This is a genomic window from Acidihalobacter prosperus, assembly GCF_000754095.2.
Classification (GTDB): Bacteria; Pseudomonadota; Gammaproteobacteria; order DSM-5130; family Acidihalobacteraceae; genus Acidihalobacter; species Acidihalobacter prosperus.
Map to the genome: position 1 here is coordinate 18,217 of NZ_JQSG02000001.1, position 23,527 is coordinate 41,743.

Consider the following 23,527-nt stretch of genomic DNA (forward strand, 5'->3'; position numbering starts at 1 on the left):
GGCGGCTGTGTGGCTGTCACTCTTGCCTGTGGTCGTAGCGATGGCCGGGGAGGCGGGTAAGCGCGCGGTTTCCGATAAGGCCACGGTGCTTCAATATCGCGAATTCCCGCATGGGCGCACGCCCTATCTGAGCCGGCTCCTGGTGACGCGGGAGTATCTGCGTTTCGACGATGGCCATGCCGCCGACGACTACCTGCTGTATGACCGTCGCAATCGTACGATCTACAGTGTCGACCACGAGGATCGCACGGTGCTGGTGATTCCGCCCCGTCCGGTGACGGTCAAGCCGCCCATCCCGCTCAAGCTGGGGGAGCGTCAGTCGCCCATGGACGACGCGCCCGATGTGGGCGGGCATCGCGCGATCCATTACACCTTTTACGCCAACGGCAAACGCTGCGGGGACGTGATGGCTGTATCGGGATTGCTGAGTGACGTCCGCAAGGCGCTGATCGCCTATCGGCGAACCTTGGCGGGCCAGCAGGCCGCGGACATGGACAAGACGCCGCTGTCGATGCAGACGGCGTGTTCGCTCGCCGACCTGATATTCGCGCCGACACGCATGCTCGACCACGGCCTGCCGGTCATCGAATGGCGCCCGGATGGCGATCGCAAGGAGTTGCTGGATTACCGGCGGCACGTGTCGGTGCCGCCGACGCTGTTCCGTCTGCCGCCGGCGTACCGCTACTACGCCATCGGCCCGGACGGCATGGTGCCCGCGCATCCGCCTGCGCCGTAACGGCGTCTGGAACTATCGCCGGATGCCGGGGTCCATTGGGCTATCACAGCCTGTCTGGAGGTTTGACATGGACTACAGCTCAGCCGAACAACAGATTTCCCAGCTTCAGTCCCAGTCCCAGGAGGTCATGCAGCGCATGCAGGCGGTCGCGCAGAAGCTGCCGCAGGTGGCGCCCGACGTCACTACAGGGCGTGAGCTGGCGATGGATATGCGCGAGATCGCATTGGGTTTCAAGCAGCAGCAGCAACAGATGATGTTCGTGTTGCAGCAGATGGGGCAGCATATCCAGGAACTGGAAAACGCGATGAACTCGCATCCCAATCCACCCGTGCAGACGCGTGGTTGGAACATGGGCGGAGGACTGGGTGGTGGTTTTCTGGGCACTCTGACCACCGGGCTCGGTCTGGGCGCCGGCATGGCGGTCGGCGAGGATCTGGTCGACGACGTTTTCAACCTGTTCTGACGCGGACGTGTGCGCGGCGCAGGCGGCTAGGGCGCCAGGGTCTCCAGCGTCAGGCCCTTGTCGTCGGCGCGCAGCACGCTACCCTGATGATACCAGTCACCGAGTACCCAGCGGGTACGCGCGTGACCATCCACCTGCAGCTCGTGGCGGCCAGGGCGGTGCGTGTGGCCGTGGATGAGCAGCGGCACATCGTGTTCGCGGAAGCAGCCGGCCACCGCTTCGGCATTCACGTCCATGATGGCTTCGGCCTTTTCACGGGTCGCGCTCTGACTTTCGGCGCGCAGCGATTCGGCCTGTCGTCGCCGTTCGGCGATCGGCAGGGATAGAAACTGATGTTGCCAGTCCGGGTGTCGCAGCATCCCGCGTAGCTGCTGGTAGGCCAGATCGTCGGTGCACAAGGTGTCGCCGTGCAGCAGCAGGGCGGGCTGGCCCAGCAGTTCGATCCGATGGGCGTCGCCAAGCAGCGTGCAGCCCGTGGACTGCGCGAAGCGCTCGCCGACGAGGAAGTCGCGGTTGCCCGCCATGAAGTGGACCGGGACCCCGTGCGCGCTCAAGGCGCGCAGCCCATCGAGCACCGGCGCCAGCCCCGGGCGATCGTCGTCGTCGCCGATCCAGTACTCGAACAGGTCGCCGAGGATATACAGGGCGCCGGCTTCGGTCGCCCTATCCTGCAGGAAGGCGAGGAACAGCGCGATCACCTCCGGACGTTCGGGATCGAGGTGCAAGTCGGAGATGAACAGCTGTTCGCGCGCCATTGCGGTCAGGCCGCGCGCACCGCGGCGCGTTCGATCATGACGGTGTCCTTGGGGACGTCCTGATGCCCGGCGCGGTTGCCCGTGGCGACCTGTTCGATGGCGTGTACCACGTCCATGCCTTCGGTGACCTTGCCGAATACGCAATATCCCCAGCCCGACTGGGTCTTGGACTGGAAGTTCAGGAAGTCATTATCCTTGACGTTGATGAAGAACTGCGCGGTCGCCGAGTCGGGCACTGCGGTGCGCGCCATGGCGATAGTCCCGACCCCGTTCTTCAGGCCATTGTCCGCTTCGTTCTTGATCGGTGCACCGGTGGGCTTTTGCTGCATGTCCTCGGTCATCCCGCCACCCTGGATCATGAAGCGGGGGATGACGCGATGGAAGATGGTGCCGTCGTAGAAGCCGTCGTTCACGTAGGCGAGGAAATTCTCGACCGTGGCGGGCGCGGACTCGGGGTAGAGTTCGAGCACGATGGTGCCATGGCTGGTGGTGAATTCGACCTGCGGGTGGGTGTTGTCGGTCATGGGCTTGTCTCGTCCGGCTGATTGTCTGGCGGCCCCGGTGGGCCGGGTCAAAGGCGGGATGATACGGACTTGCCGCGTGCTGGGAAACCCGCCGGGCGCGAACCCGGTTTGTTTGCCGATGGCTTTCCGTTACCATCCGCGCCATGCCCGCACCCCCGACCAAGACCCGCTTCGCCCCCAGCCCGACCGGCAACCTGCACCTAGGCAACCTGCGTACGGCCCTCTTTTCGGCACTGCACACCTGGAGTGTCGGCGGGCGATTCCTGCTGCGCATCGAGGATACGGATGCGGAGCGCTCGCGTTCGGCATTCACCGAGGCCTTGCAGGATGACCTGCGCTGGCTTGGTCTTGACTGGCAGGAAGGTCCCGGCGCCGACGGCGGACACGGTCCGTATTTGCAGTCCGAACGCGGCAGTATCTATGAGGGCTTCTATACGCGATTGCTGGACGAAGGGCACGCCTATCCCTGTTTTTGCACGCAGGAACAACTCGCCGCCCAGCGTGCCGCCCAGCGTGCCTCCGGGCGGCCTCCACGCTATGCCGGCACCTGTGCGCACCTGGGGCATGCGGAGGCCGAGGCCAGGGTGCGTGCCGGTGAAGCGCACACGCTGCGTTTTCGGGTGCCGGAAGGGCGGACACTCGATTTCGAGGATCTGGTCCGCGGCCGGCAGGCGTTCGCGAGCGACGATATCGGCGATTTCGTGATTCGCCGCGCAGACGGGACGCCGGCCTTCTTTTTCTGCAATGCCGTTGACGATGCCCTGATGGAGGTCACGCACGTGTGGCGTGGCGAGGATCACATCAGCAACACGCCGCGCCAGCTCTTGATCATGCGCGCCCTCGGGCTGCGCGAGCCGAGTTATGGGCACCTCGCCCTGATCGTCGGCGCCGACGGCGCGCCCTTGTCCAAACGCCATGGCGCCCTGGGGTTGGGCGAACTGCGTCGACGCGGGTATCTGCCTGCCGCACTGAACAATTATCTGGCGCGACTGGGTCACAGCTACGCCGACGACGGTCTGCTCGATATGGTCGGGCTTGCCGCCGGATTCGATACGGCTCGCCTGGGTCGTGCCGCCGCCCGATTCGACATGGATCAGCTGAATCATTGGCAGCGTCTTGCCGTTGCCGCCGCTGACGATGCCGTTTTTCTGGAGTGGGCCGGGGCTGCGGTTGCCCCGGTTCCCCCCGCCAGTCGCGATGTATTCCTGGCGGCCATCCGGGATAATGTGCTCTTCCCAGACGATGTGGCGTTATGGGCCGAAGCCCTCTTCGCGGCGTCGCCGCCGCGTTCGGCCGAGGCAGAGACGGCCATGCGGGCCGCTCCGGCGTCGCTGTTCGAGGCCGGTCTGGAAGCGCTGGACCAGCATCCGCAGGATTTTCGCGCCTGGGCCAAGGCGGTGGGGGCTGCGACGGGTCTTAAGGGACGCGACCTGTTCATGCCGCTGCGCGCCGCTCTCACCGGGCAGGTGCACGGGCCTGAAATGACGCGGGTGTTTCCGCTGATGGATGAGGCGGGTGTCCGTGAACGGCTGCTGTCCGCGGCGCGTTTCGCCACCGAATGACGGTAATGGATGACATGCATGCTCAAGATCTATAACACCCTGACGCGCAGCAAGGATGATTTCGTGCCGATCGAGGAAGGTCGGGTGCGCATGTACGTCTGCGGGATGACCGTTTACGACTACTGCCACGTCGGGCACGGTCGTATGCTCGTGGTATTCGATACGGTAGTGCGCTATCTGCGTCGTCTGGGTTACGACGTGACCTACGTGCGCAACATCACGGATATCGACGACAAGATCATTCGCCGTGCGCACGAGAACGGCGAGTCCATCGGTGCGTTGACCGAGCGCTTCATCCAGGCGATGCACGAGGATCTCGGTGCGCTCGGCGTCCAGCCGCCCGATCTGGAGCCGCGCGCCACGGACTCGATCGACGAAATCATCGCGCTGATCGAAACGCTGATCGAGAAGGGGTATGCCTATCGCGCGGACAACGGCGACGTCTATTACGATGTCTCGCGTTTCGAGCATTACGGGCAGTTGTCGGGCAAGGATCCGCAGGATCTGCGTGCCGGCGCTCGCGTGGACGTCGTCGAGGCCAAGGACGACCCCCTCGATTTCGTGCTCTGGAAGGCGGCCAAGCCCGGCGAGCCGGCGTGGGCGTCGCCGTGGGGGGAGGGGCGGCCCGGCTGGCACATCGAGTGCTCCGCCATGTCGATCCGCGCGCTGGGTCCGCATTTCGACATCCATGGCGGTGGGCTCGACCTGCAGTTCCCGCATCACGAAAACGAGATCGCGCAAAGTGAGGCGGCGACCTGCCAGCATTTCGTCAACTACTGGATGCATAACGGTTTTGTACGCATCAATGAAGAAAAGATGTCCAAGTCGCTGGGCAATTTCTTCACCCTTCGTGAGGTGCTTGCGCGCTATCGCCCCGAGGCCGTGCGCTACTTCCTGCTGAGCAGTCACTATCGCAGTCCGCTCAACTACACGGACGAACAACTCGATGCGGCCGATGCCGCATTGACTCGTCTGTATACCGCCTTGCGCGGCATCGCGCCTGTCAACACTGATGTGCTGGCGGGGAAAGGCGATGATTATGAACAGCGTTTTTTGGCGGCCATGGACGACGATTTCAATACGCCGGTCGCGATAGCGGTGCTGTTCGACCTCGCGCATGCGGTCAACAAGGCACGTGACGCGGACCCGGCGCATGCGGCGGCGCTGTGCGGGCTGCTCAAGCGTCTCGGCGGAGTGCTCGGTTTGCTGCAGGGGGCGCCGGACGCTTATCTGCAGGGCGGCGGGGCATCCGCGCAGGGGTTATCCGACGACGCTATCGAGGCGCTGATCGAGGCGCGCCGCGCCGCGCGTGCCTCGCGCGATTTCGCGCGTGCCGATGCGATACGCGAGGAGCTGGCCGAAGCCGGCGTGGTGCTGGAGGATGGTGCCGCGGGAACGAGCTGGCGACGCGGGGTGCCCGCCCCCTGAGAGGCGGGGAGCGTGGTGGTTCAGGCGCCGGCGGTACGCGCCAAGTAGGCGCTCATGGTGTTGTGCAGCAGCATCGCGCGCGTCATCGGGCCGACGCCGCCAGGCACCGGCGTGATGTAAGCGGCTCGCTTGCGGGCTCCCTCGAAATCCACGTCGCCGATGAGGCGACCATCCGTCAGGCGGTTCATGCCGACGTCGACGACCGTCGAGCCGGGTTTGACCCAGTCGCCGAGGACCAGACCCGGTTTGCCGACCGCGACCACGAGGATGTCGGCGGCGGCGACGTGTGCCGCCAGACCGTGCGTGAAGCGGTGGCAGATAGTCACCGTGGCGCCCGCGAGCAGTAGTTCGAGCGCCATGGGGCGCCCTACGATATTGGAAGCGCCGACCACGGTGGCGTGCCTGCCCTTGTAGGTCTCGCCGATGCTGTCGAGCAGTTTGATGATGCCGAAGGGCGTGCACGGACGCAGGCTCGGCACGCGTAGCGCGAGACGGCCGACGTTGTATGGGTGAAAGCCATCCACGTCCTTGGTTGGATCGATGCGTTCGATCACGGTCTCCGGATCGATATGTCCGGGCAGCGGCAACTGCACCAGGATGCCGTCGATGCCGGTATCGTCGTTCAGACGGTCGATCAGGCCGAGCAGTTCGTTCTGCGTCGTTTCGCTCGGCAGCATGAACGCCTGGGAGGCGAAGCCTACGCGCTCGCAGTCCTCGCGCTTTTTGCGTACGTAAATTTGCGAGGCCGCATCCTCGCCGACGAGGATGACGGCGAGCCCTGGCGTGCGGCGAGCCTGGTTCGCGAGGGCGCCGGCTTGAGCCTTCAGTGCGCTGAGCACTTGGTCGGCGACGGCCTTGCCGTCAATCAGATGTGCGGGCATGCGGAGGGATTCTCACGGGGATCGAAACGAGCGGCATTTTGGCATGCGCCCCTTGAGGCGGCAAGGCGGTTCGCGGAAGGGTGTTGACGGCTTTGGCTCGTGTCTGTAGCATTCCCGGCCTGCGCAGCGCCAGAGGGCTACACGGGTCTGTGGGTTCCGCGGCGGGAGACTACGGGGTATAGCGCAGCCTGGTAGCGCGCCTGCTTTGGGAGCAGGATGTCGGGGGTTCAAATCCCTCTACCCCGACCATTTACAGGCCGCGCTGTTGCAAGAGGTAGGGATTACGTTGCGCCCGTAGCTCAGCTGGATAGAGCATTCGCCTTCTAAGCGAACGGTCGCAGGTTCGAGTCCTGCCGGGCGCGCCATTAGCAGTCGTCCGGCGATGCCCGGATTCGAAAGATTTATGGTGGGCGTAGCTCAGTTGGTAGAGCCCTGGATTGTGATTCCAGTCGTCGTGGGTTCGAGTCCCATCGTCCACCCCAGCTATGTCGCCAGGCACGCGGCGGCGATCGGTTAATGGGCCGTTAGCTCAATTGGTAGAGCAGTTGACTCTTAATCAATTGGTTGTAGGTTCGATTCCTACACGGCCCACCATTGTGAACGACGAAGCCCGCCCGAGCGCGGGCTTCGTCGTTTTTGCACGTGCATTCCCGGTATGTCGTGCCGGCGTGTTAAGATTGAACGTTTAGGTGGCCTGCGAAAGTGGCGGAATTGGTAGACGCGCTGGATTTAGGTTCCAGTGGGGAAACCCTTGAGAGTTCGAGTCTCTCCTTTCGCACCAAATGCACCGTCGCCGGCCGTGTTGGTAGCGGCCTGCTGGATACATATCTAGATATACATTAATGAGTCGAGAGGAATTGTCCATGCACGTTTCGGTTGAGTCGGCCGGGAATCTGGAGCGGAAAATGACGGTGCAGCTGCCTGCTGAGCGCATCGGCGATGAGGTCGAGAAGCGGTTGCGTGCCTTGGGCCGCCGGGTCAAGGTGCATGGTTTCAGGCCTGGCAAGGTGCCGTTCAAGGTGGTCAAGCAGCGTTTCGGCGGCGAGGTGTATCAGGAGGTGGTCGGCGAGCTGTTGCAGAGCAGTTTCCGTGAGGCCGCCTTGCAGGAAAAGTTGCAGCCCGCCGGCAGCCCGCAAATCGAACTGACCAGCGGCGAGCAGGACGGTCCGTTGGAATACGTGGCGACCTTCGAGGTTTATCCGGAGCTGACTCTGGCACCGGTGGCTGATCTCAAGGTTACCTGTCCTACGGCGGAGGTCGAGGAGTCGGATGTCGACAAAATGATCGAGACGCTGCGCAAGCAGCGGACGGAATGGCTGGACGTCGATCGGCCGGCTGCGGACGGCGATCGCGTGACCATCGATTTCAAGGGCTTTCTGGGCGACGAGCCCTTCGAGGGCGGTGAGGCGCAGGATCATGCCGTGGTTTTGGGCCAGGGGCGCATGATCGCGGATTTCGAGCGTCAGCTTGCGGGTGTGTCGGCGGGCGATGAAAAATCGCTGGACGTGGTTTTCCCCGAGGATTACCACGCCAAGGATCTGGCCGGCAAGACGACCCGTTTCGATATCAAGGTCAAGTCTGTCGCCGAGCCCCGCCTGCCTGAAATCGACCAGGCCTTCGTGTCCGCCTTCGGCATTGCCGGTGGCGACGAGGGAGCGCTGCGCAAGGAGGTGCGCGCCAATATGGAGCGCGAGCTGCGCCAGGCGCTCAAGGAGCGCTCCAAGACGCGTGTGATGGACGCCTTGCATGACGCCAACGAGGTGCCGGTGCCGGGCGTGCTGGTACGCGCGGAAATCGGGCGCATGCGCGAGCAGGTTGGTGAGGCGATGAGTGCGGAGGCCCGCAAGGGACTGCCAGATAACTTGTTCGAGGAGCAGGCGCGCCGTCGCGTCGCGCTGGGGCTGCTGATCGGAGAGCTGGTTCGGTCGCAGGACATCAAGCTTGATCCCGCGCGCGTCGACGAGACCCTGGAAGGACTCGCTGCGGGTTATGAGCAGCCCGAGCAGGTTGTGCGGTATTATCGTTCCAACCGCGAGGCCATGGCCGGTATCGAGGCCTTGGTGCTCGAAGACCAGGTCGTCGACTGGGTCGTCGAGCACGCAACGGTCGAGCGCGAGGCCATGACCTTCGATCAGGTCATGCATCCCGAAAAAGGTTAGGAGGCGGTATGAGCGGACATTGGGAATGTGAGAGCGGCACCGGGGCCTTGGGGGCGCAGGCCCTCAATCTAGTGCCGATGGTGGTCGAGCAAACCTCGAGAGGTGAGCGCGCCTATGACATCTATTCCCGATTGCTGAAGGACCGGGTGGTGTTCTGCGTGGGGCCGGTCGAGGATTACATGGCCAATGTGATCGTTGCCCAGCTTCTGTTTCTCGAGTCGGAGAACCCCGACAAGGAGATCAGCTTGTACATCAATTCGCCGGGTGGTTCGGTGACTTCCGGCATGGCGATCTACGACACCATGCAGTTCATCAAGCCGGCGGTCAGCACTCTGTGTATCGGCCAGGCCGCCAGCATGGGCGCCGTGCTGCTCGCCGGCGGCGCGGCCGGCAAGCGATACTGCCTGCCACACTCTCGGGTCATGATCCACCAGCCCTCCGGCGGTTTCCAGGGGCAGGCCACGGATATCGATATCCACGCCCGCGAGATTCTCAAGATTCGCGAGCAGCTCAACCAGATTCTCTCCCGTCACAGCGGCAAACCGGCGGAACAGATCGGGGAGGATGCTGAGCGCGACCGTTTCTACGGTCCGGAGGAAGCCAAGGCGTACGGGCTGATCGACGAGGTCCTGAGTTCAAGGCCTGCCTGACGGTCGGGGAGGGCGGGGATGCCAAGCGATTATCGTGCCAAGTCATTTCCCTGTCATTTCCCGGCTTGCATCTTTCCCTTAAACCGGGCAATGTGTGATCGACACATTCCCTGAGAGGTGCCGATGAGCGACGATAAACACCTCACGTCCGACAGCGGCAAGCTGTTGTATTGCTCGTTTTGCGGCAAGAGCCAGAACGAGGTGCGCAAGCTGATTGCGGGCCCTTCTGTCTTTATCTGTGATGAGTGTGTGGAGCTGTGCAACGACATCATCCGCGAGGAGATGGGCGAGCAGGCCCAGCTGGGTAACGGTAAGCTTCCCAAGCCGCACGAAATCAAACAGATACTGGACGAGTACGTGATTGGTCAGGATCGCGCCAAGAAGGTCTTGGCTGTGGCGGTCTACAACCACTACAAGCGCCTTGAGGTCCGTGACCGCAAGGACGAGGTGGAGCTGTCCAAGAGCAACATACTCCTGATCGGCCCCACCGGTTCGGGCAAGACACTGCTCGCCGAGACGTTGGCGCGACTGCTAAATGTGCCTTTCACGATTGCCGACGCGACCACGCTGACCGAAGCGGGTTATGTGGGCGAAGATGTCGAGAACATCATCCAGAAGCTGTTGCAGAAGTGCGACTACGACGTGGAAAAGGCTCAGACCGGCATCGTCTATATCGATGAAATCGACAAAATTTCACGCAAGTCGGACAACCCGTCGATCACCCGCGACGTGTCTGGCGAAGGTGTGCAACAGGCATTGTTGAAGCTGATCGAGGGAACGGTTGCGTCGGTGCCGCCGCAGGGCGGACGCAAACATCCGCAGCAGGAATTTTTGCAGGTCGATACCCGTAACATCCTGTTCATCGTAGGCGGTGCGTTCGCGGGGTTGGAGAAAATCATCCAGAATCGATCCCGTAAGACCGGCATCGGCTTTTCCGCCGAGATCAGCGGCAAGGACGAAGCCAAACTCGCCGGCGAGTGGTTGTTCGATGTCGAGCCGGAAGATCTCATCCGCTTTGGATTGATCCCCGAGTTCGTCGGCCGCTTGCCCGTGGTGGCGACCTTGGAAGAGCTAGACGAGTCCGCGCTTGTGGAAATACTCGTTTCACCGCGCAATTCCCTGACGAAACAGTACAGCAAGCTGTTCGAAATGGAAGGTGCCGAGTTGGAGTTCCGTGAGGAGGCTCTGCGCGCCGTGGCGCGCAAGGCGATGGAGCGAAAGACCGGCGCGCGTGGCTTGAGGACCATCATCGAGCAAGTGCTGCTCGATACCATGTACGAGCTGCCTTCGCTCGATGACGTCACCAAGGTGGTCGTGGATGACGCCGTGATTCGTGGCGAGGCCAAGCCCTATCTGATCTATGAAGGCGGCGAGCTGCAACAGCGGGCTGCTGCCGACTGAGGGCTTGCCTGCCCTGGCACGCCCGGACACGGTTGAAATGTCCGGGCGCTGCCCCCACCTTTTCATGAAACACGCTTCCCCGGCCGATCGACTGCTCGGACCTCTGCGCGCGTCCGGTGCATGCCGTTCATATTCCGCGGAGCTGACTGTTCGACCGGACGAGTTGGCGAGCGTCGCTCCCACACGTAGATATCTCGAGGACCTTCATGGATAAGGGCTCAAATTCTCCGCAAAGTCTGATCGCCGAGGAGCAGATGCTGCTCGTGCCCGTGTTGCCGCTGCGCGACGTGGTGGTCTACCCGCATATGGTGATTCCGCTGTTTGTCGGTCGGGATAAGTCGATCAAGGCGCTTGATCGCGCGATGGTCGACAATAAAAAGATTCTTCTCGTGGCTCAGCGTAGCGCTGAGGTCGATGATCCCGGCCCGAAGGATATTCACCGCATCGGCACGCTGTCGTCGATACTGCAGTTGCTCAAACTGCCTGACGGCACCATCAAGGTTCTTGTCGAAGGTTCCGAGCGTGCGCAAGTGGTCGATTTCATTGAGACCGACGATACATTCTCGGCACAAATCAAGGTGATGAAGCCGGTGGAGCCGTCGGACGAGCGCGAGATCGAAGTGCTGACGCGTTCGGTTCTCAACCTGTTTGATCAATATGTGAAACTGAACAAAAAGATCCCGCCCGAGATACTGACTTCGCTGGCGGGGATTGACGACGCTGCAAGGCTGGCCGACACCGTTGCCGCTCACATGTCGTTGAAGCTCGAAGAGAAGCAGCGGGTGTTGGAGATCCAGGGCGTGCGGGAGCGCCTTGAGCACATCATGGGGCTGATAGAGGGTGAAATTGATCTGCTGCAGATCGAGAAGCGCATTCGTGGGCGCGTTAAGCAGCAGATGGAAAAAAGCCAACGCGAGTACTATCTGAACGAGCAGATGAAGGCGATCCAGAAGGAGCTCGGCGAGCTCGAGGATGCGCCGAACGAGGTCGAGGATCTTGCACAGCGCATCGAAAAATCCGGCATGCCGAAGGAAGCGCGTCAAAAAGCGGATGCCGAACTGAACAAGTTGAAGATGATGTCGCCGATGTCTGCGGAAGCGACGGTTGTGCGCAATTATATCGATTGGCTGGTCAGCGTGCCGTGGAAAAAACGATCCAAGGTCAGTCACGATCTTGCTGCCGCGCAACGCATCCTGGATGAGGATCACTATGGCCTGGAGAAGGTCAAGGAACGGATTCTCGAGTATCTTGCCGTCCAGCAGCGAGTGAAGAAGCTCAAGGGTCCGATCCTGTGCCTCGTAGGGCCTCCTGGTGTGGGCAAGACGTCGCTTGGGCGTTCGATCGCGCGCGCCACCAATCGCAAGTTCACGCGCATGGCTCTGGGCGGCGTGCGCGACGAAGCCGAAATCAGAGGTCACCGGAGAACCTATATCGGTTCGCTCCCCGGCAAGATCATTCAAAATTTGTCCCGTGTCGAGACACGCAACCCTTTGTTTCTGCTCGATGAGATAGACAAGATGGCGATGGATTTTCGGGGGGATCCCGCCTCGGCGCTTCTTGAAGTACTCGACCCGGAGCAGAACCATGCATTTGCGGATCATTACCTTGAAGTGGATTTCGATCTGTCCGACGTGCTTTTTGTGGCAACGGCTAACAGCATGAATATTCCGGGGCCGCTACTGGATCGCATGGAGGTGATTCGTCTGCCCGGTTATACCGAGGAAGAGAAGACCAATATCGCGACACGCTACCTCGTGCCAAAGCAGCTCAAACACAACGGCCTGAAGGAAGAGGAGCTGCAAATTGGCGATGCCGCGATCCGTGAGATCATCAGGCATTACACGCGCGAGGCCGGCGTTCGCAATTTGGAACGTGAAATTTCCAAGATCTGCCGTAAAGTGGTGATGAGTCATGTGCTCAAGGCCACGAATAAACGGACCGTTGTCAACCCGAGAAATATCGACAAATATCTTGGTGTCCAGCGTTTCCGGTACGGGCGTGCTGAGGAGGGCGATCAGGTCGGTCAGGTGACCGGGCTGGCATGGACCGAGGTGGGCGGCGATCTGCTCACCATCGAAGTTACGCCGATGCCTGGCAAGGGTAATATCATCCGTACCGGACAGCTCGGCGATGTCATGAAGGAATCGATCGAAGCCGCGCGCACGGTTGTTCGCTCAAGGGCGCGCGTGCTGGGCATCCCGGATGATTATTTTGAAAAGCATGACATTCATGTGCATGTGCCGGAAGGGGCGACGCCAAAGGATGGCCCTAGCGCGGGCATAGCGATGTGCACGGCGCTCGTGTCCGCCATAACGGAGATACCGGTGCGTGCGGATGTCGCCATGACGGGCGAGATTACCCTGCGTGGCGAAGTGTTGCCGATCGGCGGCCTGAAGGAGAAGCTGCTGGCGGCACATCGCGGCGGAATTGCGACCGCGCTCATTCCACATGAAAATGAACGGGATTTGGTCGAAATCCCGAAAAATATCAAGGGACAGCTGGAGATACGCCCCGTCAGGTGGATCGATGAAGTATTCGACTTGGCTTTGCAACGTAGACCGGTTCCCTTGGACGAGCATGCAGACAAGTTGGCGCCATCGGCGACCGCAGCGAAGAAAGGTGAACGCGAAGTCAAGAAGCGCGCTTCGAGGCCTCACTGAAGACGGCCAAATCCAGGTTGACAGTCTCGGAGGCCGCTTGCTATAAAACGTCACTCGCGCAGCCAATATAGACAAAGCTGCTTAGGCGTAGGCTGCGAGACTCAGTGCTCCCCGCGATTTTGCCCCCGGGTGTGCTATCCACCTGACGACGGGGTGGGTAGCCGTTATGCCTCTCAACGAATAGGGAAGACCTGCATGAACAAATCAGAACTGATCGACGCTATTGCCGCCAAGGCGGACCTGTCCAAGGCTTCCGCCGGCAAGGCGCTGGACGCCTTCGTGGAAGTGGTATCCGATGCCATGAAGCAGGGTGACCAGGTGGTCATCGTCGGCTTTGGCAGTTTCACCGTGCGTCAGCGTGAAGCGCGCACCGGGCGCAATCCGCGCACTGGCGAGACGATCAATATTGCGGCATCGAATCTCCCCGCATTTAAGCCTGGCAAAGCGCTGAAGGATGCTGTAAACTAACCGGCTTTCCCGGGTGCTTAGCTCAGCTGGTAGAGCGTCGCCCTTACAAGGCGAATGTCGGGGGTTCGACTCCCTCAGCACCCACCAGGGTCGTAGAGTTTTTGGAGTGGTAGTTCAGCTGGTTAGAATACCGGCCTGTCACGCCGGGGGTCGCGGGTTCGAGTCCCGTCCACTCCGCCATTTTTATAAGTGACAAACAAAAGGGCGCCTCAGGGCGCCCTTTTATTTGTTGGAAGTCGTCTTTCTGGGAAGTCATAAACATGCTACAGACCATCCGTGACCGCGCTTCTGGCTGGTTCGCCTATGCGATCGTATTCCTCATCAGCGTTCCGTTTGCGCTTTGGGGCATCAACCATTATCTGGATGGCGGAGGTAAGCAGGTCGCGGCGAAGGTGGGCGACACGACAATATCCCTGGCGGCATTCGGGCAAGCCTACCGTGACGAACAGGCTAGGTTGGCGCAGATGTTTGGAGGGCAATTGCCGCCGAACGTGACCGATAAAATGGTTAAGCAGCTCGCCTTACGCCAATTGGTGCAGGAAACGTTGCTGGCGCAGGTTGTCGACGACGCGGGATACAAGGTCACGAATCAGGAGCTGCTGAAGCAAATCGTTTCTTTCCCTGTTTTTCAGCAGGATGGTAATTTTTCGAAAACGCGTTACGAGCAGATACTGGCGGCGCAAGGCATGACCCCCGCCGTGTTTGAGAAAAAACTCCGTCGCCAGCTTGCGATTGAACAATTTCAATCCGGCATAGTGGATACCGCATTCGCTACGCAATCCGAGGCGGAAGATGCGATAAAACTTGAGGGTGAGAAGCGCCAGGTAGCGATGACGGTGATTCCGCTCTCCCGATTTTTCGCGGATATCAAGATCAAGCCGGAGGCCATCAAAGCGTATTACAAGCAGCACCAGTCGGAATACATGACCAGTCAGAAAGTCCGCGTTTCATATCTTCGTTTGAAGGAAAGTGACTTGGCGGGAACGATCAATCCGGATGCGGAGGCGCTGAAGCAGTATTATCGCGACCACCGTGCGAAATTTGCCAAGCCAGAACGTGCGGTGGCATCCGAAATTGTGCTGGATATTCCCACCGGCAAGGCGGAACGAGAGAAAAAAATGTCGCTGGCAGCGCATATACGCTCGCTGTCGATGAAGGGCGATTCCTTCTCGGAATTGGCCAAGCGCTACTCCCAGAATCAGGGTAATGCCGGGCGTGGTGGCGAAATGGGGCAGGTCACTCGCGCCGACCTGCCGAATGCCCTCGCCGACGCACTGTTTTCACTCAAACCAGGCGAAACATCGAAGCCGATCGAACTGGATGGCAAACTGTATCTGCTGAAGCTGGAGCAATTACTGCCAGCGGAGCAGCAGACGTTTGCTGAGGCTGAAAGTCGCGTCAGGCATGATTACGTAGCAAGTCAGGCTAGAGGTTTGTTCGAGAAGCAGCAGCAGCGTTTGTCCGAATTGGCCTATGAGCATCCTGGCACCCTTGAGCCAGCCGCCAAAAGCCTGGGGTTGCCTATCAAACAAAGTGACTGGTTTACGCAGTCGGGTGGGGCCGGCGTGGCCGCCAATGCACAGGTACTCAAGGCGGCCTTCTCCAATGCTGTACTGAGCAACGGCACTAACAGTGGTGTGATCCAGATTTCAAAAGGCGACGTACTGGTGCTGCGGATCGCTGACAAACAGGCGCCGCAGCCTATGCCGTTAAAGTCGGTACAGTCACGGATCAGTGGCATACTCGAGCGTGACGCGGCGGAAAATGACGCCAGGAAGCTCGCCAAGCAGTTGCGTGATGCCGTGGCGGGCGGCAAAGATTTGAAGGCCGTGTCCACCGAGCATCACTTGAGTTTTCGCGCCCTCGGGTGGCTCAGCCGCGGGGATCGCAGTCTGCCGAGCAATCTCGTGCAGGCGGCTTTCAGATCGCCGCCGCCAGCTTCGGCAAACCAGCCCAGCGTGGGCTCGGTGAAGCTGAACGACGGTGGTTATGCCGTGTTTTCCGTGAACCGTATTGATTGGCCCGCAGTCGATTCCTCCAAGGCGAGCGCCATGCTGAAGACGCTGGGTACGGGCGTGGGACAGACCGAGATGTCGGTGCTGTTCCAGTCGTTGGAAAAATCGGTGGATGTTCGGATATACCCGAACAATATCAATTTATAGTCGTAGTACACGGGGGGCGCCGGCAGGCGCCCCCGATCCGGATAGCGCAGGGCCCGTCAGCTGCCCAAGCCGATGATGTTGTAGCCCGCGTCCACGTAAAGCACTTCGCCTGTGATGCCTGAGGCGAAATCCGAACACAGGAAAGTCGCGGCATTGCCGACTTCCTCGGTTGTCACATTTTTTCTCAGCGGGGCGGTCTGTTCGACTTTTTCGAGCATGCGCCTGAAATCCCCGATGCCTGCGGCGGCCAGTGTGCGTATGGGGCCGGCGGACACGGCGTTGACCCGAGTGCCTTCGGGGCCGAGCGTGTAGGCCAGGTAGCGCATGTTGGCTTCGAGGCTCGCCTTCGCGAGTCCCATGACGTTGTAATTGGGCATGGCGCGTTCCGCACCAAGATAGCTCAGGGTGACGATGGCGCCGTTTCGACCGCGCATCATCGGACGGGCGCCTTTGGCGAGCGCGCTCAGACTGTATGAGCTGATGTCATGGGCTATATTGAAGCTTTCCCGGCTGATGTTTTCCAGAAAATCGCCTTCAAGCGCTTCCTTGGGCGCGAACGCAATCGAATGCACGAGAATGTCGAAATGCTCCCAGTGCTGCGAAAGCTCCTCGAAGAGCGCATCGATGGACTCGTCCGTAGAGACGTCGCAAGGTAGGACGATTTCGGAATCGCAGGCGCTTGCAAACTTTACGACGCGTTCCTTGAGGCGTTCGTTGGGGTAGGTGAAGGCTAGCTCGGCGCCCTCGCGGCGCATCGTCTGTGCGATGCCCCAGGCGATGGACCTGTCACTGGCTACGCCGGTCACCAGCGCGCGCTTGCCGGCAAGTATTCCCATGATCTGTCTCCATGTCGCAGTTAGCCCTGAATTGGGGGCAGATTTTATGCCGGGCTATGATAGGGCAGCCGGGGGGAGGGCACAATGAGCCGCGACAAGGTGCCGAGTGCCGTGGAAGGCGGGCGGGTCATGCCGCCCGGAAGCGACGTCGCAGTCGTTCCACGAAGCCCGTGATCATGCCGCCTTCATCCTGGACTGGTGCTGTTTCCACCGTGTGTCGCGCCTTCAGCTGGGGGGTGCGCATGAGTTCTTGATGGTGGGAAAGGCAGTGATGGAGGCTACGCTCAAGCAGCGTTCTGCTGATGGGCTTGGGCAGCAACCGATGGATTTGCGCCTGGTTGATCAGTTCTATCAGTGAGGTGCTGTCACGGAATGCGGTGACCACCAGTGCAAGTGTGGCGGGGTTGAACCGTTTGAGCGCCTTGAGGGCGGGTGACAGATCCTTGTCGCCAAGCTTGAGTTCGCTGACCAGAATGGCGATGTCCTCTTCGGCGAGGATCTTGAGTGCTTCAGAGAGGGATTGGCTGGATCGAACGCGTGCGTGCTTGCCGACAAGCATCTCCACCAGGCGTGCAGTCGCGGGGTCGGCGTCCAGAACCAGAACCTCGGGCGCTGCCTTGTCCAGCGCCATCTCTGACGGACATTGCTGGGGTTCCCGGCGAGTCGGCGTTGAGGCGCGTGCGATGGCCGCCGCCTGTGCGATGGTTTGTCTGAGGTGCTCGGGATCCCAGGGTTTGTTTATGAATCGATATATTTCGCCTTCATTGATCGAGCTGATGATGGCGTTAAGATCCGAATAGCCCGTCAACAGGATGCGCATGGTATCCGGGTGCAGGCGATGCGATTCGCGCAATAGTTCCACGCCGGTCATTTCCGGCATGCGCTGGTCGCTGACGAGCACATCGATGGGGTGGCGGTCGAGGATTTCAAGAGCTTGGCTTCCAGATGCGGCAGTATGAATTTCATACTGGTTCTTGAGCAGCATCTTCAGTGAGCGAAGTACGCGCGACTCATCGTCCACCAGTAGCAGGCGTGCATCAGCCATGGGAGGCCTCCATGGGGGGGCGATCGCTACCGTCGGCGGTGTTGGCTGCCGCGGTCGGGATGGGCAGGCGAATCGTGAAGCGTGTGCCCTTTCCCGGTTTGGATGCGACCCTTATCTGACCGCCATGCTGCTTGATGATCTGGTAGCTGATAGAAAGTCCCAGTCCGGTGCCTTGCCCTACATCCTTGGTGGTGAAGAAAGGATCGAAGATGCGTTTCATCAGTTCGGGTGCCATGCCGGAGCCGGTGTCCTGCAGGCTGGCAACGACATGACTTTCTTCGACATAGGTACGCAGCGTGATCCGGCCGTTGCCGTCAATGGCCTGCGCCGCATTGGTGATCAGGTTAAGGAACACCTGGTTGATTTGCGAAGGCGAACATTCGATCAGGGGCGTTTCGTCGTATTGCTTGACGATTTCGATGCGGTCCTTGAGGAGATGGCGTGCAATCATCAAGGCGCTGTCCAGGCATTCCGAGATCGAAGCGGCGGCAAGCTTGGCCTGATCCAGACGGCTGAAGGTTTTGAGGTTGGATACCAGCTCCGAAATTTGCCGGACGCCGTAGAGCGTATCTTCAAGCAGACCGGCGGTGTCTTCGAGCCCGTATTCCTGTTCGAAGGCAAGCGCGTACCGGCGGGCTTCGTCTAGTGTATCGGCGTCGTCGCCGGTCGATGCGTCAGGATTCAGTGCGCGAATGGCATCGCCAGCCGCATTCAGTGCGGCATTCACGAGCTCGACATTGTTGCGGACATAGCCGAGCGGCGTGTTGATTTCATGGGCCAGGCCAGCAACCATTTGGCCTAGCGAGGCCATTTTTTCCGACTGTATGAGTTGTCCTTGCGAGGCCTTCAGGCGCCCGTAGGCTTGCGACAGTTCTTGCGAGTGGCGCCGTACGCGTGCCTCCATCGCCTGGAGAAGATCGATCACGCGGCCGATGCCATGATACCGGCCTTCGTGAGAAACGATGAAGTCCTCCGTGACCGGCGCGGTGATGTGGCGAGTGACGTGTTGCGCCGCCTGCTCGATCGATTGGTCGAGCGCGACAATCAGGGGGGTCGTATTCATGAAACTCCGCACCGGGCGTTTGCCGAACAGCTCGCGCCCATAGGGCCGGAAGAAAATCCGCATGAGTTGGTAGCGACTGATGCTGCCTGCGATACGGCCATCCTCTAAGACGACCGGCAGCGAAAGGATGTCCTGCAGCGCATCGCTAAGGAAAAGATTGCTGACTTCGCTGATCGCAAGTTCAGGCGGAATGGCCTCAATGGAGGCCGATAGACCGGCTATGGTTCCTTCCACTCGCGGCTCCCGGGCGTATGTCGCTCGCCCCCGTCATTGCGGGAGGATGATTATGAGTCATGGCTTGGCGTCGAGGGTAAGGCCCGCTCGACACTGGGAGCTTAGCGTGTGCGTGTGACAGCGCGTTGACAGCCTGTCATTCAAGGCGGAAGGTCATGCGGATACCGCCAACCTCGATCTGGTCCTGATTCGACAGCGGCATGGAGCGAACGCTAATGGGCTCGCCGTTGAGACGAGGGTATTGTCCGGCGGTATCGGCTTCCACGCCGATGATCACGAAATTGCGCCCGCGTCGTGTAATCACCGCGACCTGATTGCCCGGTTTGCCGAGCGTGGTCATCGCGCGCGTGACTTCATAGCGCTTGCCCTTGTTGGATCCGTTGAGGATTTCCAGCCAGGCATGCGTGTCCGCCTGTGCCGTGGTTGGCGCCGGGGATGCGGCGTCGTTGGCGATGCCCGTTGCCTGTCGCTCGGATGCGCGTGGTGGAGGGGGGGCGTTGTCCATTTGCAGGATCATGGTTCTTTCGTAGTCATTGTTGTCGCCTTGCGCGCCGGCGAATTCGTTGACGTATTGCAACTGATGGGTGCCGAGATTGATGAGATCGCCGTCGCGAAGAGCGTGTTTGGTGATTCGGCGCGTATTGACGAAGGTGCCGTTGGTGCTCTGTAGGTCTTCGAGAAACGAGTCGTTGAGTACGGTGATGATCTGGCAGTGGTAGCCGCTGATGGCCCGATCGTTGACTTGAATGTCATTGTCCGGCTTGCGGCCGATGGTGATGCACTCTTTCTCGAGCGGATATTCGTCGAGCACATGCATGTCGCGCGAAAGAATGAGTTTGGCCATCATGCTCTCCATTGCCCAGAGGCTTGTTCAGTCTGCGATTTACGTGCAAGGCTTATGGCATGCCGTTGCGCGTTTGTCATCTCTGTCGGTCGGGCCTTGACTCCCTCCTGTTCCAGGGCCGGATGCGCCCCGAAACTTCGCGGAGGCTCATCGGAACCAATTACCCACGCGCGCGTACCAGCGCCGTTTGGCGGGGAAGTCGCCGATCGGCCTGGCGAGAATTAGTGAAATATTATCCTTGCCGCCTTGGTTATTTGCATCGTCCACGAGCGTTTGCGCGCACTGATTCAGGTCGGTGCAGGCGGCGAGCCTTTCGGCAAGTTGGGCGTCGCCCACAAGATCGTGTAGCCCGTCCGAACAAAGCAGGTACAAATCTCCAGGGAGGACCAGCTCTTCCTGGATGTCGACTGCGACGCTACCCTCGACGCCCAGTGCGCGGGTCACCAGGTTGCGATGCATGGAGCGCTGTGCCTCCTCTTCGGTGTAAAAGCCGCGGTCTATCAACTCCTGCAGCATGGTGTGGTCGCTGGTGATTTGCTCGAGCTGGTCGTTGCGCAAACGATATATCCGCGAATCCCCGACGTGGGCGATGCTCAGGCGGTTGTCGTAGAAGACGGCGACGACAAGCGTGGTGCCCATGCCCTCGTACTGTGGTTGAGCCTGGGCGGACTCGTAGATCGTGCGGTTGGCGTGGATGACCGCTTCTCGGATGGCGATGCTCTCGTGCGTGTACCCGAGGGCCTCGTCGAGTTGGCCGGGTTTGAGGGGCGGCAGCGTTTGCCGTAGTCTATCCAGCAGGCTGGTGATCGCGAGGTTGCTGGCGATTTCGCCCCCTTTGTGTCCGCCCATCCCGTCCGCCAGGACGAAGACGCCGAGCGAGGTGTCGACGGCCAGCGCATCTTCGTTGTTGCTGCGCACGCGACCGGTATCCGTGGCGGTACCCCACTCGAATAACCCTTCCAGGTTCATAGGTTCTGCTCCCTGATGTCGCGTGCGCAGCGCAGCAACTGGTTAGCCAGTTCCCGCCCGGTTTGAAAGCGTTTGTCCGGATTTTTCTGGAGAACCTTGTTGATGATGGGGCTGACGCAGGGAGCGAGATCGTCGCGTAATGCATTCAGTGCCGGGTGGGCTTCATTGGTGATTTTGTACATCAAAGTGGCCATGGTGTCAGCATGAAATGGCGGCGCTCCCGTCAGCAGCTGAAAACAGGTAATGCCCAAGGAGAACAGGTCGGACCGCCCATCCAGCTTGCGGCCGGCGAGCTGTTCCGGTGACATGTATGAGGGCGTACCCATGATCACGCCGGTGCGGGTCTTGCTGGCATCGGTGATACGGGCGATGCCGAAATCGGTCAGTTTGACGTCGCCCGTATCCACGTTGTAGACGATGTTGGCCGGCTTGACGTCCCGATGCACGACTTGATGGCGGTGCGCATAGTCCAGAGCTAACGCACACTTGGCCACGATTTCGAGCACCACGGATACGGGCAAAAGATCTTCCCGGCCGACGAAATGGGTCAGGTTGCGCCCCTTGAGGTACTCCATCGCGATATAGGCGACGTCGTCCTCTTCGCCTGCATCGTAGATCGTGACGATATTGGGGTGGCTGAGCTGCCCTGCGGTTTCGGCCTCGCGATAGAAGCGCGCCTTGACCTGCTCGAGTTCCTCGCCCTGGAATTCGGTCGAGAGCGGCAGGGTTTTGATGGCGACCGTGCGGCCGATCTTGGGGTCTCGGCCTTCGTAGACGGTGCTCATGGCGCCGCGTCCGATTTCCTTTTCCACTTCGTAGCGCCCGAGCATGGGTTTCTGCACGCCGCTATGACGCAGGATCAGCGTGCCGCCGTTACCGATCTTGTCCCCGCTGCCCGGTTGCGGCGTGAGTGTGGCTTCGCTCAGGGTTTGGGTGCGTTTCATGCGTTCGCGTATATCGCGGTAGCTGCGGCGATGGCGCGCGATGTATTCGTATACGGTATGGGCTTTGTCGAAGCGGCGCTTGCGCTCGTAATCCAGGGCAAGCCCATACAGCAATTCGAGCGTTTGCTCGTTGATCGGCAGATGACGGAAGCGGTCGAAAGCCATGTCCAGCTGTCCCTGGCTTTGGAACGCCAGGCCGAGCACGCGCATGTTCTCCAAGTTGGCGTTGGAGCCTGGCAGCAGGCCTTTGCCGCTGTACAGGCGACGCTTGAGCATGATCAGCCAGAATCCCGCGAACAGGAGCAGGGCCGGGCCCGTGGGCGAGTACCATATGCCGTAGGTGTAGAACGGATAGAAGCTGGCGGCGACCAGAGCGGATATCAAAGCAATCGCGGTCGCGCCTGCCAGCCGGTTGCCCAGCAGGGGCAGTAGCCAGACCAGGTAGATCGCAGCCAGTATCCAGCCGGCCATGAGCGGGTAGCGCGACCAGGCAGGTGAGTAGATCGCGTCTTGTCCGAGGATACTGGAAATCTGGTCCGCCAGTAGTTCGAGACGGCTTTCGCCGGGAAGGCCGTCCGCGGAAGCGTCCGTAGGACCGATCAGTACGATCTTGTCGCGGAATACCGTCGGATCGACGTTGCCGTTGAGGACGTCGGTGAAACTGTAGGTTTTGAAAGCAGGGGAGCCGCCGACGCCCCGGTAGGTTCGTGGGTGTATGCGCAAGGAGCGGTCCGCATGAATCAGCAGCGAACCCAACTTGAGACCCTGCTCGGGCAGGTAGCGGATGTCTGATGTGCTGAGATTGAGGCTTTGCATCGCGATCAGCAAAGCCAGGCTGGGCAGTATCTGGCCATAGTAACTGACGGCAAGCGGAGTGCCCGTGAATCTGCCCCAGCCCACGGCGCTGCCGCCCAGCGCGCCGGCGCCCAGCGCGTGCGTGAGGAATGCGTTGAGGGGCAGATCGAGCGTATAGGCGGAGGGCGGCGACGCCTGTTTCAGCAATGTGCTGGCGGTGAGGCGGTTGCGTGTCAGCGCGGCCGGGAGTGGTGTCTCGGGGGCGCCCTGGGTGACGCCGGGGGCATAGGTGTAGGCGAGATCGACATGATGGTTCTGGGAAAGTCCGAGACCGAGGCTGCGATCCTGGTCGAGCTTGTTCATGGTCGTGCGCAGCTGCGTCGAAAACCGGTCGAGCGAGGCACCTAGCCGTGCGAGACGCTCGGATTCGGGCGCAGGCAGTCGGCGTCCGAGGTGAGCCAGGGTGGCTGGTGCTTCGCTGAGACCTTCCGATTTGAAACGCATGCTGAGATGTTCCAGCGCCTCGAGTCCCGGCGTGACCTGCGGCGTATCCAGCGGCAGCGTGAGTGCCATGATCTTGGGGTTGCCCGTCGCCGCGATATCCAACAGGCGCGCGAGCGTGCTGCGCGGCCAGGGCCACTGACCCAATGATTTAAGGCTGCGCTTGTCGATCGCGATCAAGTCGATGCGTGGTGTGGGGCTTGCCGGCGTCAGCCTTGCGAAGAGATTGAACAGGGACTCGTCCAGGCCGCGAAACTGGCCGATTCCGGAAAGTAGCCCCAGCACCACGATGGCAGCCAGTGCCCAGAGCCAATCCTTGCTCAAAAGGGATTCGCCAGTCGCGTTTCGGCCCATGTGCGTGCGGTCGTCTTTGGTGGTGTGGGGCTGGACGTCCTGTGCGTTGTTTATATTGAGGTGGACGTCCGTGTCTTGTCGCTGGCCGCTGCT

Annotated in this window: 18 protein-coding genes, 7 tRNA genes and 1 pseudogene; 17 read left to right on the top strand and 9 right to left on the bottom strand. The window is 60.7% G+C overall.

The features are described 5' to 3' along the window. Positions 1-85: 85 nt before the first annotated feature. On the top strand, positions 86-736 hold the full coding sequence (locus THPRO_RS00070) for a hypothetical protein (protein WP_145930642.1): 651 nt from the start codon (positions 86-88) through the stop codon (positions 734-736). A 67-nt stretch (positions 737-803) separates the two neighbouring features. Further along, positions 804-1,199, top strand: coding sequence for a hypothetical protein (locus THPRO_RS00075; RefSeq protein ID WP_038087549.1), 396 nt, complete (start codon positions 804-806; stop codon positions 1,197-1,199). Positions 1,200-1,225: 26 nt separating this feature from the next. Here THPRO_RS00075 and THPRO_RS00080 read toward each other — a convergent pair whose 3' ends face one another. Beyond that, positions 1,226-1,954, bottom strand: a complete 729-nt coding sequence (locus THPRO_RS00080; RefSeq protein ID WP_038087546.1) for a UDP-2,3-diacylglucosamine diphosphatase — start codon at positions 1,952-1,954, stop codon at positions 1,226-1,228. A gap of 5 nt (positions 1,955-1,959) precedes the next feature. Then, complete coding sequence (locus tag THPRO_RS00085) at positions 1,960-2,478, bottom strand: peptidylprolyl isomerase (protein WP_082954326.1); 519 nt, start codon at positions 2,476-2,478, stop codon at positions 1,960-1,962. Positions 2,479-2,612: 134 nt separating this feature from the next. Here THPRO_RS00085 and gltX point away from each other — a divergent pair, with 134 nt between their 5' ends. Both gltX and cysS read left to right on the top strand, forming a co-directional pair. Further along, a complete protein-coding gene (gltX, locus tag THPRO_RS00090; protein ID WP_038087539.1) occupies positions 2,613-4,040 on the top strand; it encodes a glutamate--tRNA ligase in 1,428 nt (475 codons plus the stop codon). Between the two features lie 18 nt (positions 4,041-4,058). Beyond that, a complete protein-coding gene (cysS, locus tag THPRO_RS00095; RefSeq protein WP_038087536.1) occupies positions 4,059-5,468 on the top strand; it encodes a cysteine--tRNA ligase in 1,410 nt (469 codons plus the stop codon). 20 nt (positions 5,469-5,488) lie between these two features. Here cysS and folD read toward each other — a convergent pair whose 3' ends face one another. Further along, on the bottom strand, positions 5,489-6,349 hold the full coding sequence (folD, locus tag THPRO_RS00100) for a bifunctional methylenetetrahydrofolate dehydrogenase/methenyltetrahydrofolate cyclohydrolase FolD (RefSeq protein ID WP_038087533.1): 861 nt from the start codon (positions 6,347-6,349) through the stop codon (positions 5,489-5,491). Between the two features lie 172 nt (positions 6,350-6,521). On the opposite strand from folD, the gene THPRO_RS00105 reads away from it, so the two are divergent. The 13 genes and pseudogenes from THPRO_RS00105 to THPRO_RS00165 all read left to right on the top strand — a co-directional run bounded on the left by THPRO_RS00105 (position 6,522) and on the right by THPRO_RS00165 (position 15,849). Next, positions 6,522-6,598 (top strand) — tRNA-Pro (locus THPRO_RS00105). A 39-nt stretch (positions 6,599-6,637) separates the two neighbouring features. Then, positions 6,638-6,714: transfer RNA gene (locus THPRO_RS00110), tRNA-Arg, on the top strand. Between the two features lie 41 nt (positions 6,715-6,755). Beyond that, positions 6,756-6,831, top strand: a tRNA-His gene (locus tag THPRO_RS00115). Positions 6,832-6,867: 36 nt separating this feature from the next. Continuing rightward, positions 6,868-6,943, top strand: a tRNA-Lys gene (locus THPRO_RS00120). 102 nt (positions 6,944-7,045) lie between these two features. Next, positions 7,046-7,130: transfer RNA gene (locus THPRO_RS00125), tRNA-Leu, on the top strand. 82 nt (positions 7,131-7,212) lie between these two features. Beyond that, positions 7,213-8,508: a trigger factor gene (gene tig / locus THPRO_RS00130; RefSeq protein WP_038087530.1), complete on the top strand. Its 1,296-nt coding sequence runs from the start codon at positions 7,213-7,215 to the stop codon at positions 8,506-8,508. 8 nt (positions 8,509-8,516) lie between these two features. Next, on the top strand, positions 8,517-9,158 hold the full coding sequence (gene clpP / locus THPRO_RS00135; protein ID WP_065089040.1) for an ATP-dependent Clp endopeptidase proteolytic subunit ClpP: 642 nt from the start codon (positions 8,517-8,519) through the stop codon (positions 9,156-9,158). 123 nt (positions 9,159-9,281) lie between these two features. Continuing rightward, positions 9,282-10,559, top strand: a complete 1,278-nt coding sequence (gene clpX / locus THPRO_RS00140) for an ATP-dependent Clp protease ATP-binding subunit ClpX (protein WP_065089041.1) — start codon at positions 9,282-9,284, stop codon at positions 10,557-10,559. Positions 10,560-10,813: 254 nt separating this feature from the next. Then, positions 10,814-13,109 (top strand): annotated as a pseudogene (gene lon, locus THPRO_RS00145) (endopeptidase La); the annotation flags it as partial. 290 nt (positions 13,110-13,399) lie between these two features. Further along, complete coding sequence (locus tag THPRO_RS00150) at positions 13,400-13,687, top strand: HU family DNA-binding protein (protein WP_269085338.1); 288 nt, start codon at positions 13,400-13,402, stop codon at positions 13,685-13,687. Between the two features lie 11 nt (positions 13,688-13,698). Continuing rightward, positions 13,699-13,774, top strand: a tRNA-Val gene (locus THPRO_RS00155). Positions 13,775-13,790: 16 nt separating this feature from the next. Next, positions 13,791-13,867: transfer RNA gene (locus THPRO_RS00160), tRNA-Asp, on the top strand. 80 nt (positions 13,868-13,947) lie between these two features. Then, positions 13,948-15,849 carry a SurA N-terminal domain-containing protein gene (locus THPRO_RS00165; RefSeq protein WP_065089043.1) on the top strand — a complete coding sequence of 634 codons (1,902 nt, stop codon included), beginning with the start codon at positions 13,948-13,950 and terminating at the stop codon, positions 15,847-15,849. Between the two features lie 56 nt (positions 15,850-15,905). Here the strand turns inward: THPRO_RS00165 and THPRO_RS00170 are convergent, their stop codons facing one another. The 6 genes from THPRO_RS00170 to THPRO_RS00195 form a co-directional block, all read right to left on the bottom strand. Continuing rightward, the gene (locus tag THPRO_RS00170; protein ID WP_065089044.1) at positions 15,906-16,685 is read right to left on the bottom strand and encodes an enoyl-ACP reductase FabI; all 780 of its coding nucleotides are present in this window, start codon (positions 16,683-16,685) and stop codon (positions 15,906-15,908) included. A gap of 127 nt (positions 16,686-16,812) precedes the next feature. After that, positions 16,813-17,730: a response regulator gene (locus THPRO_RS00175; RefSeq protein ID WP_065089045.1), complete on the bottom strand. Its 918-nt coding sequence runs from the start codon at positions 17,728-17,730 to the stop codon at positions 16,813-16,815. Next, positions 17,723-19,027: a sensor histidine kinase gene (locus tag THPRO_RS00180; RefSeq protein ID WP_065089046.1), complete on the bottom strand. Its 1,305-nt coding sequence runs from the start codon at positions 19,025-19,027 to the stop codon at positions 17,723-17,725. The genes THPRO_RS00175 and THPRO_RS00180 overlap by 8 nt, the downstream gene beginning before the upstream one ends. A gap of 136 nt (positions 19,028-19,163) precedes the next feature. Next, positions 19,164-19,838, bottom strand: a complete 675-nt coding sequence (locus THPRO_RS00185; RefSeq protein ID WP_201786906.1) for an FHA domain-containing protein — start codon at positions 19,836-19,838, stop codon at positions 19,164-19,166. A 180-nt stretch (positions 19,839-20,018) separates the two neighbouring features. Beyond that, positions 20,019-20,840, bottom strand: coding sequence for a Stp1/IreP family PP2C-type Ser/Thr phosphatase (locus THPRO_RS00190; RefSeq protein ID WP_065089047.1), 822 nt, complete (start codon positions 20,838-20,840; stop codon positions 20,019-20,021). After that, positions 20,837-23,404: a CHASE2 domain-containing serine/threonine-protein kinase gene (locus THPRO_RS00195; protein ID WP_161489907.1), complete on the bottom strand. Its 2,568-nt coding sequence runs from the start codon at positions 23,402-23,404 to the stop codon at positions 20,837-20,839. Before THPRO_RS00195 ends, THPRO_RS00190 begins: the two co-directional genes overlap by 4 nt. Positions 23,405-23,527: the final 123 nt, after the last annotated feature.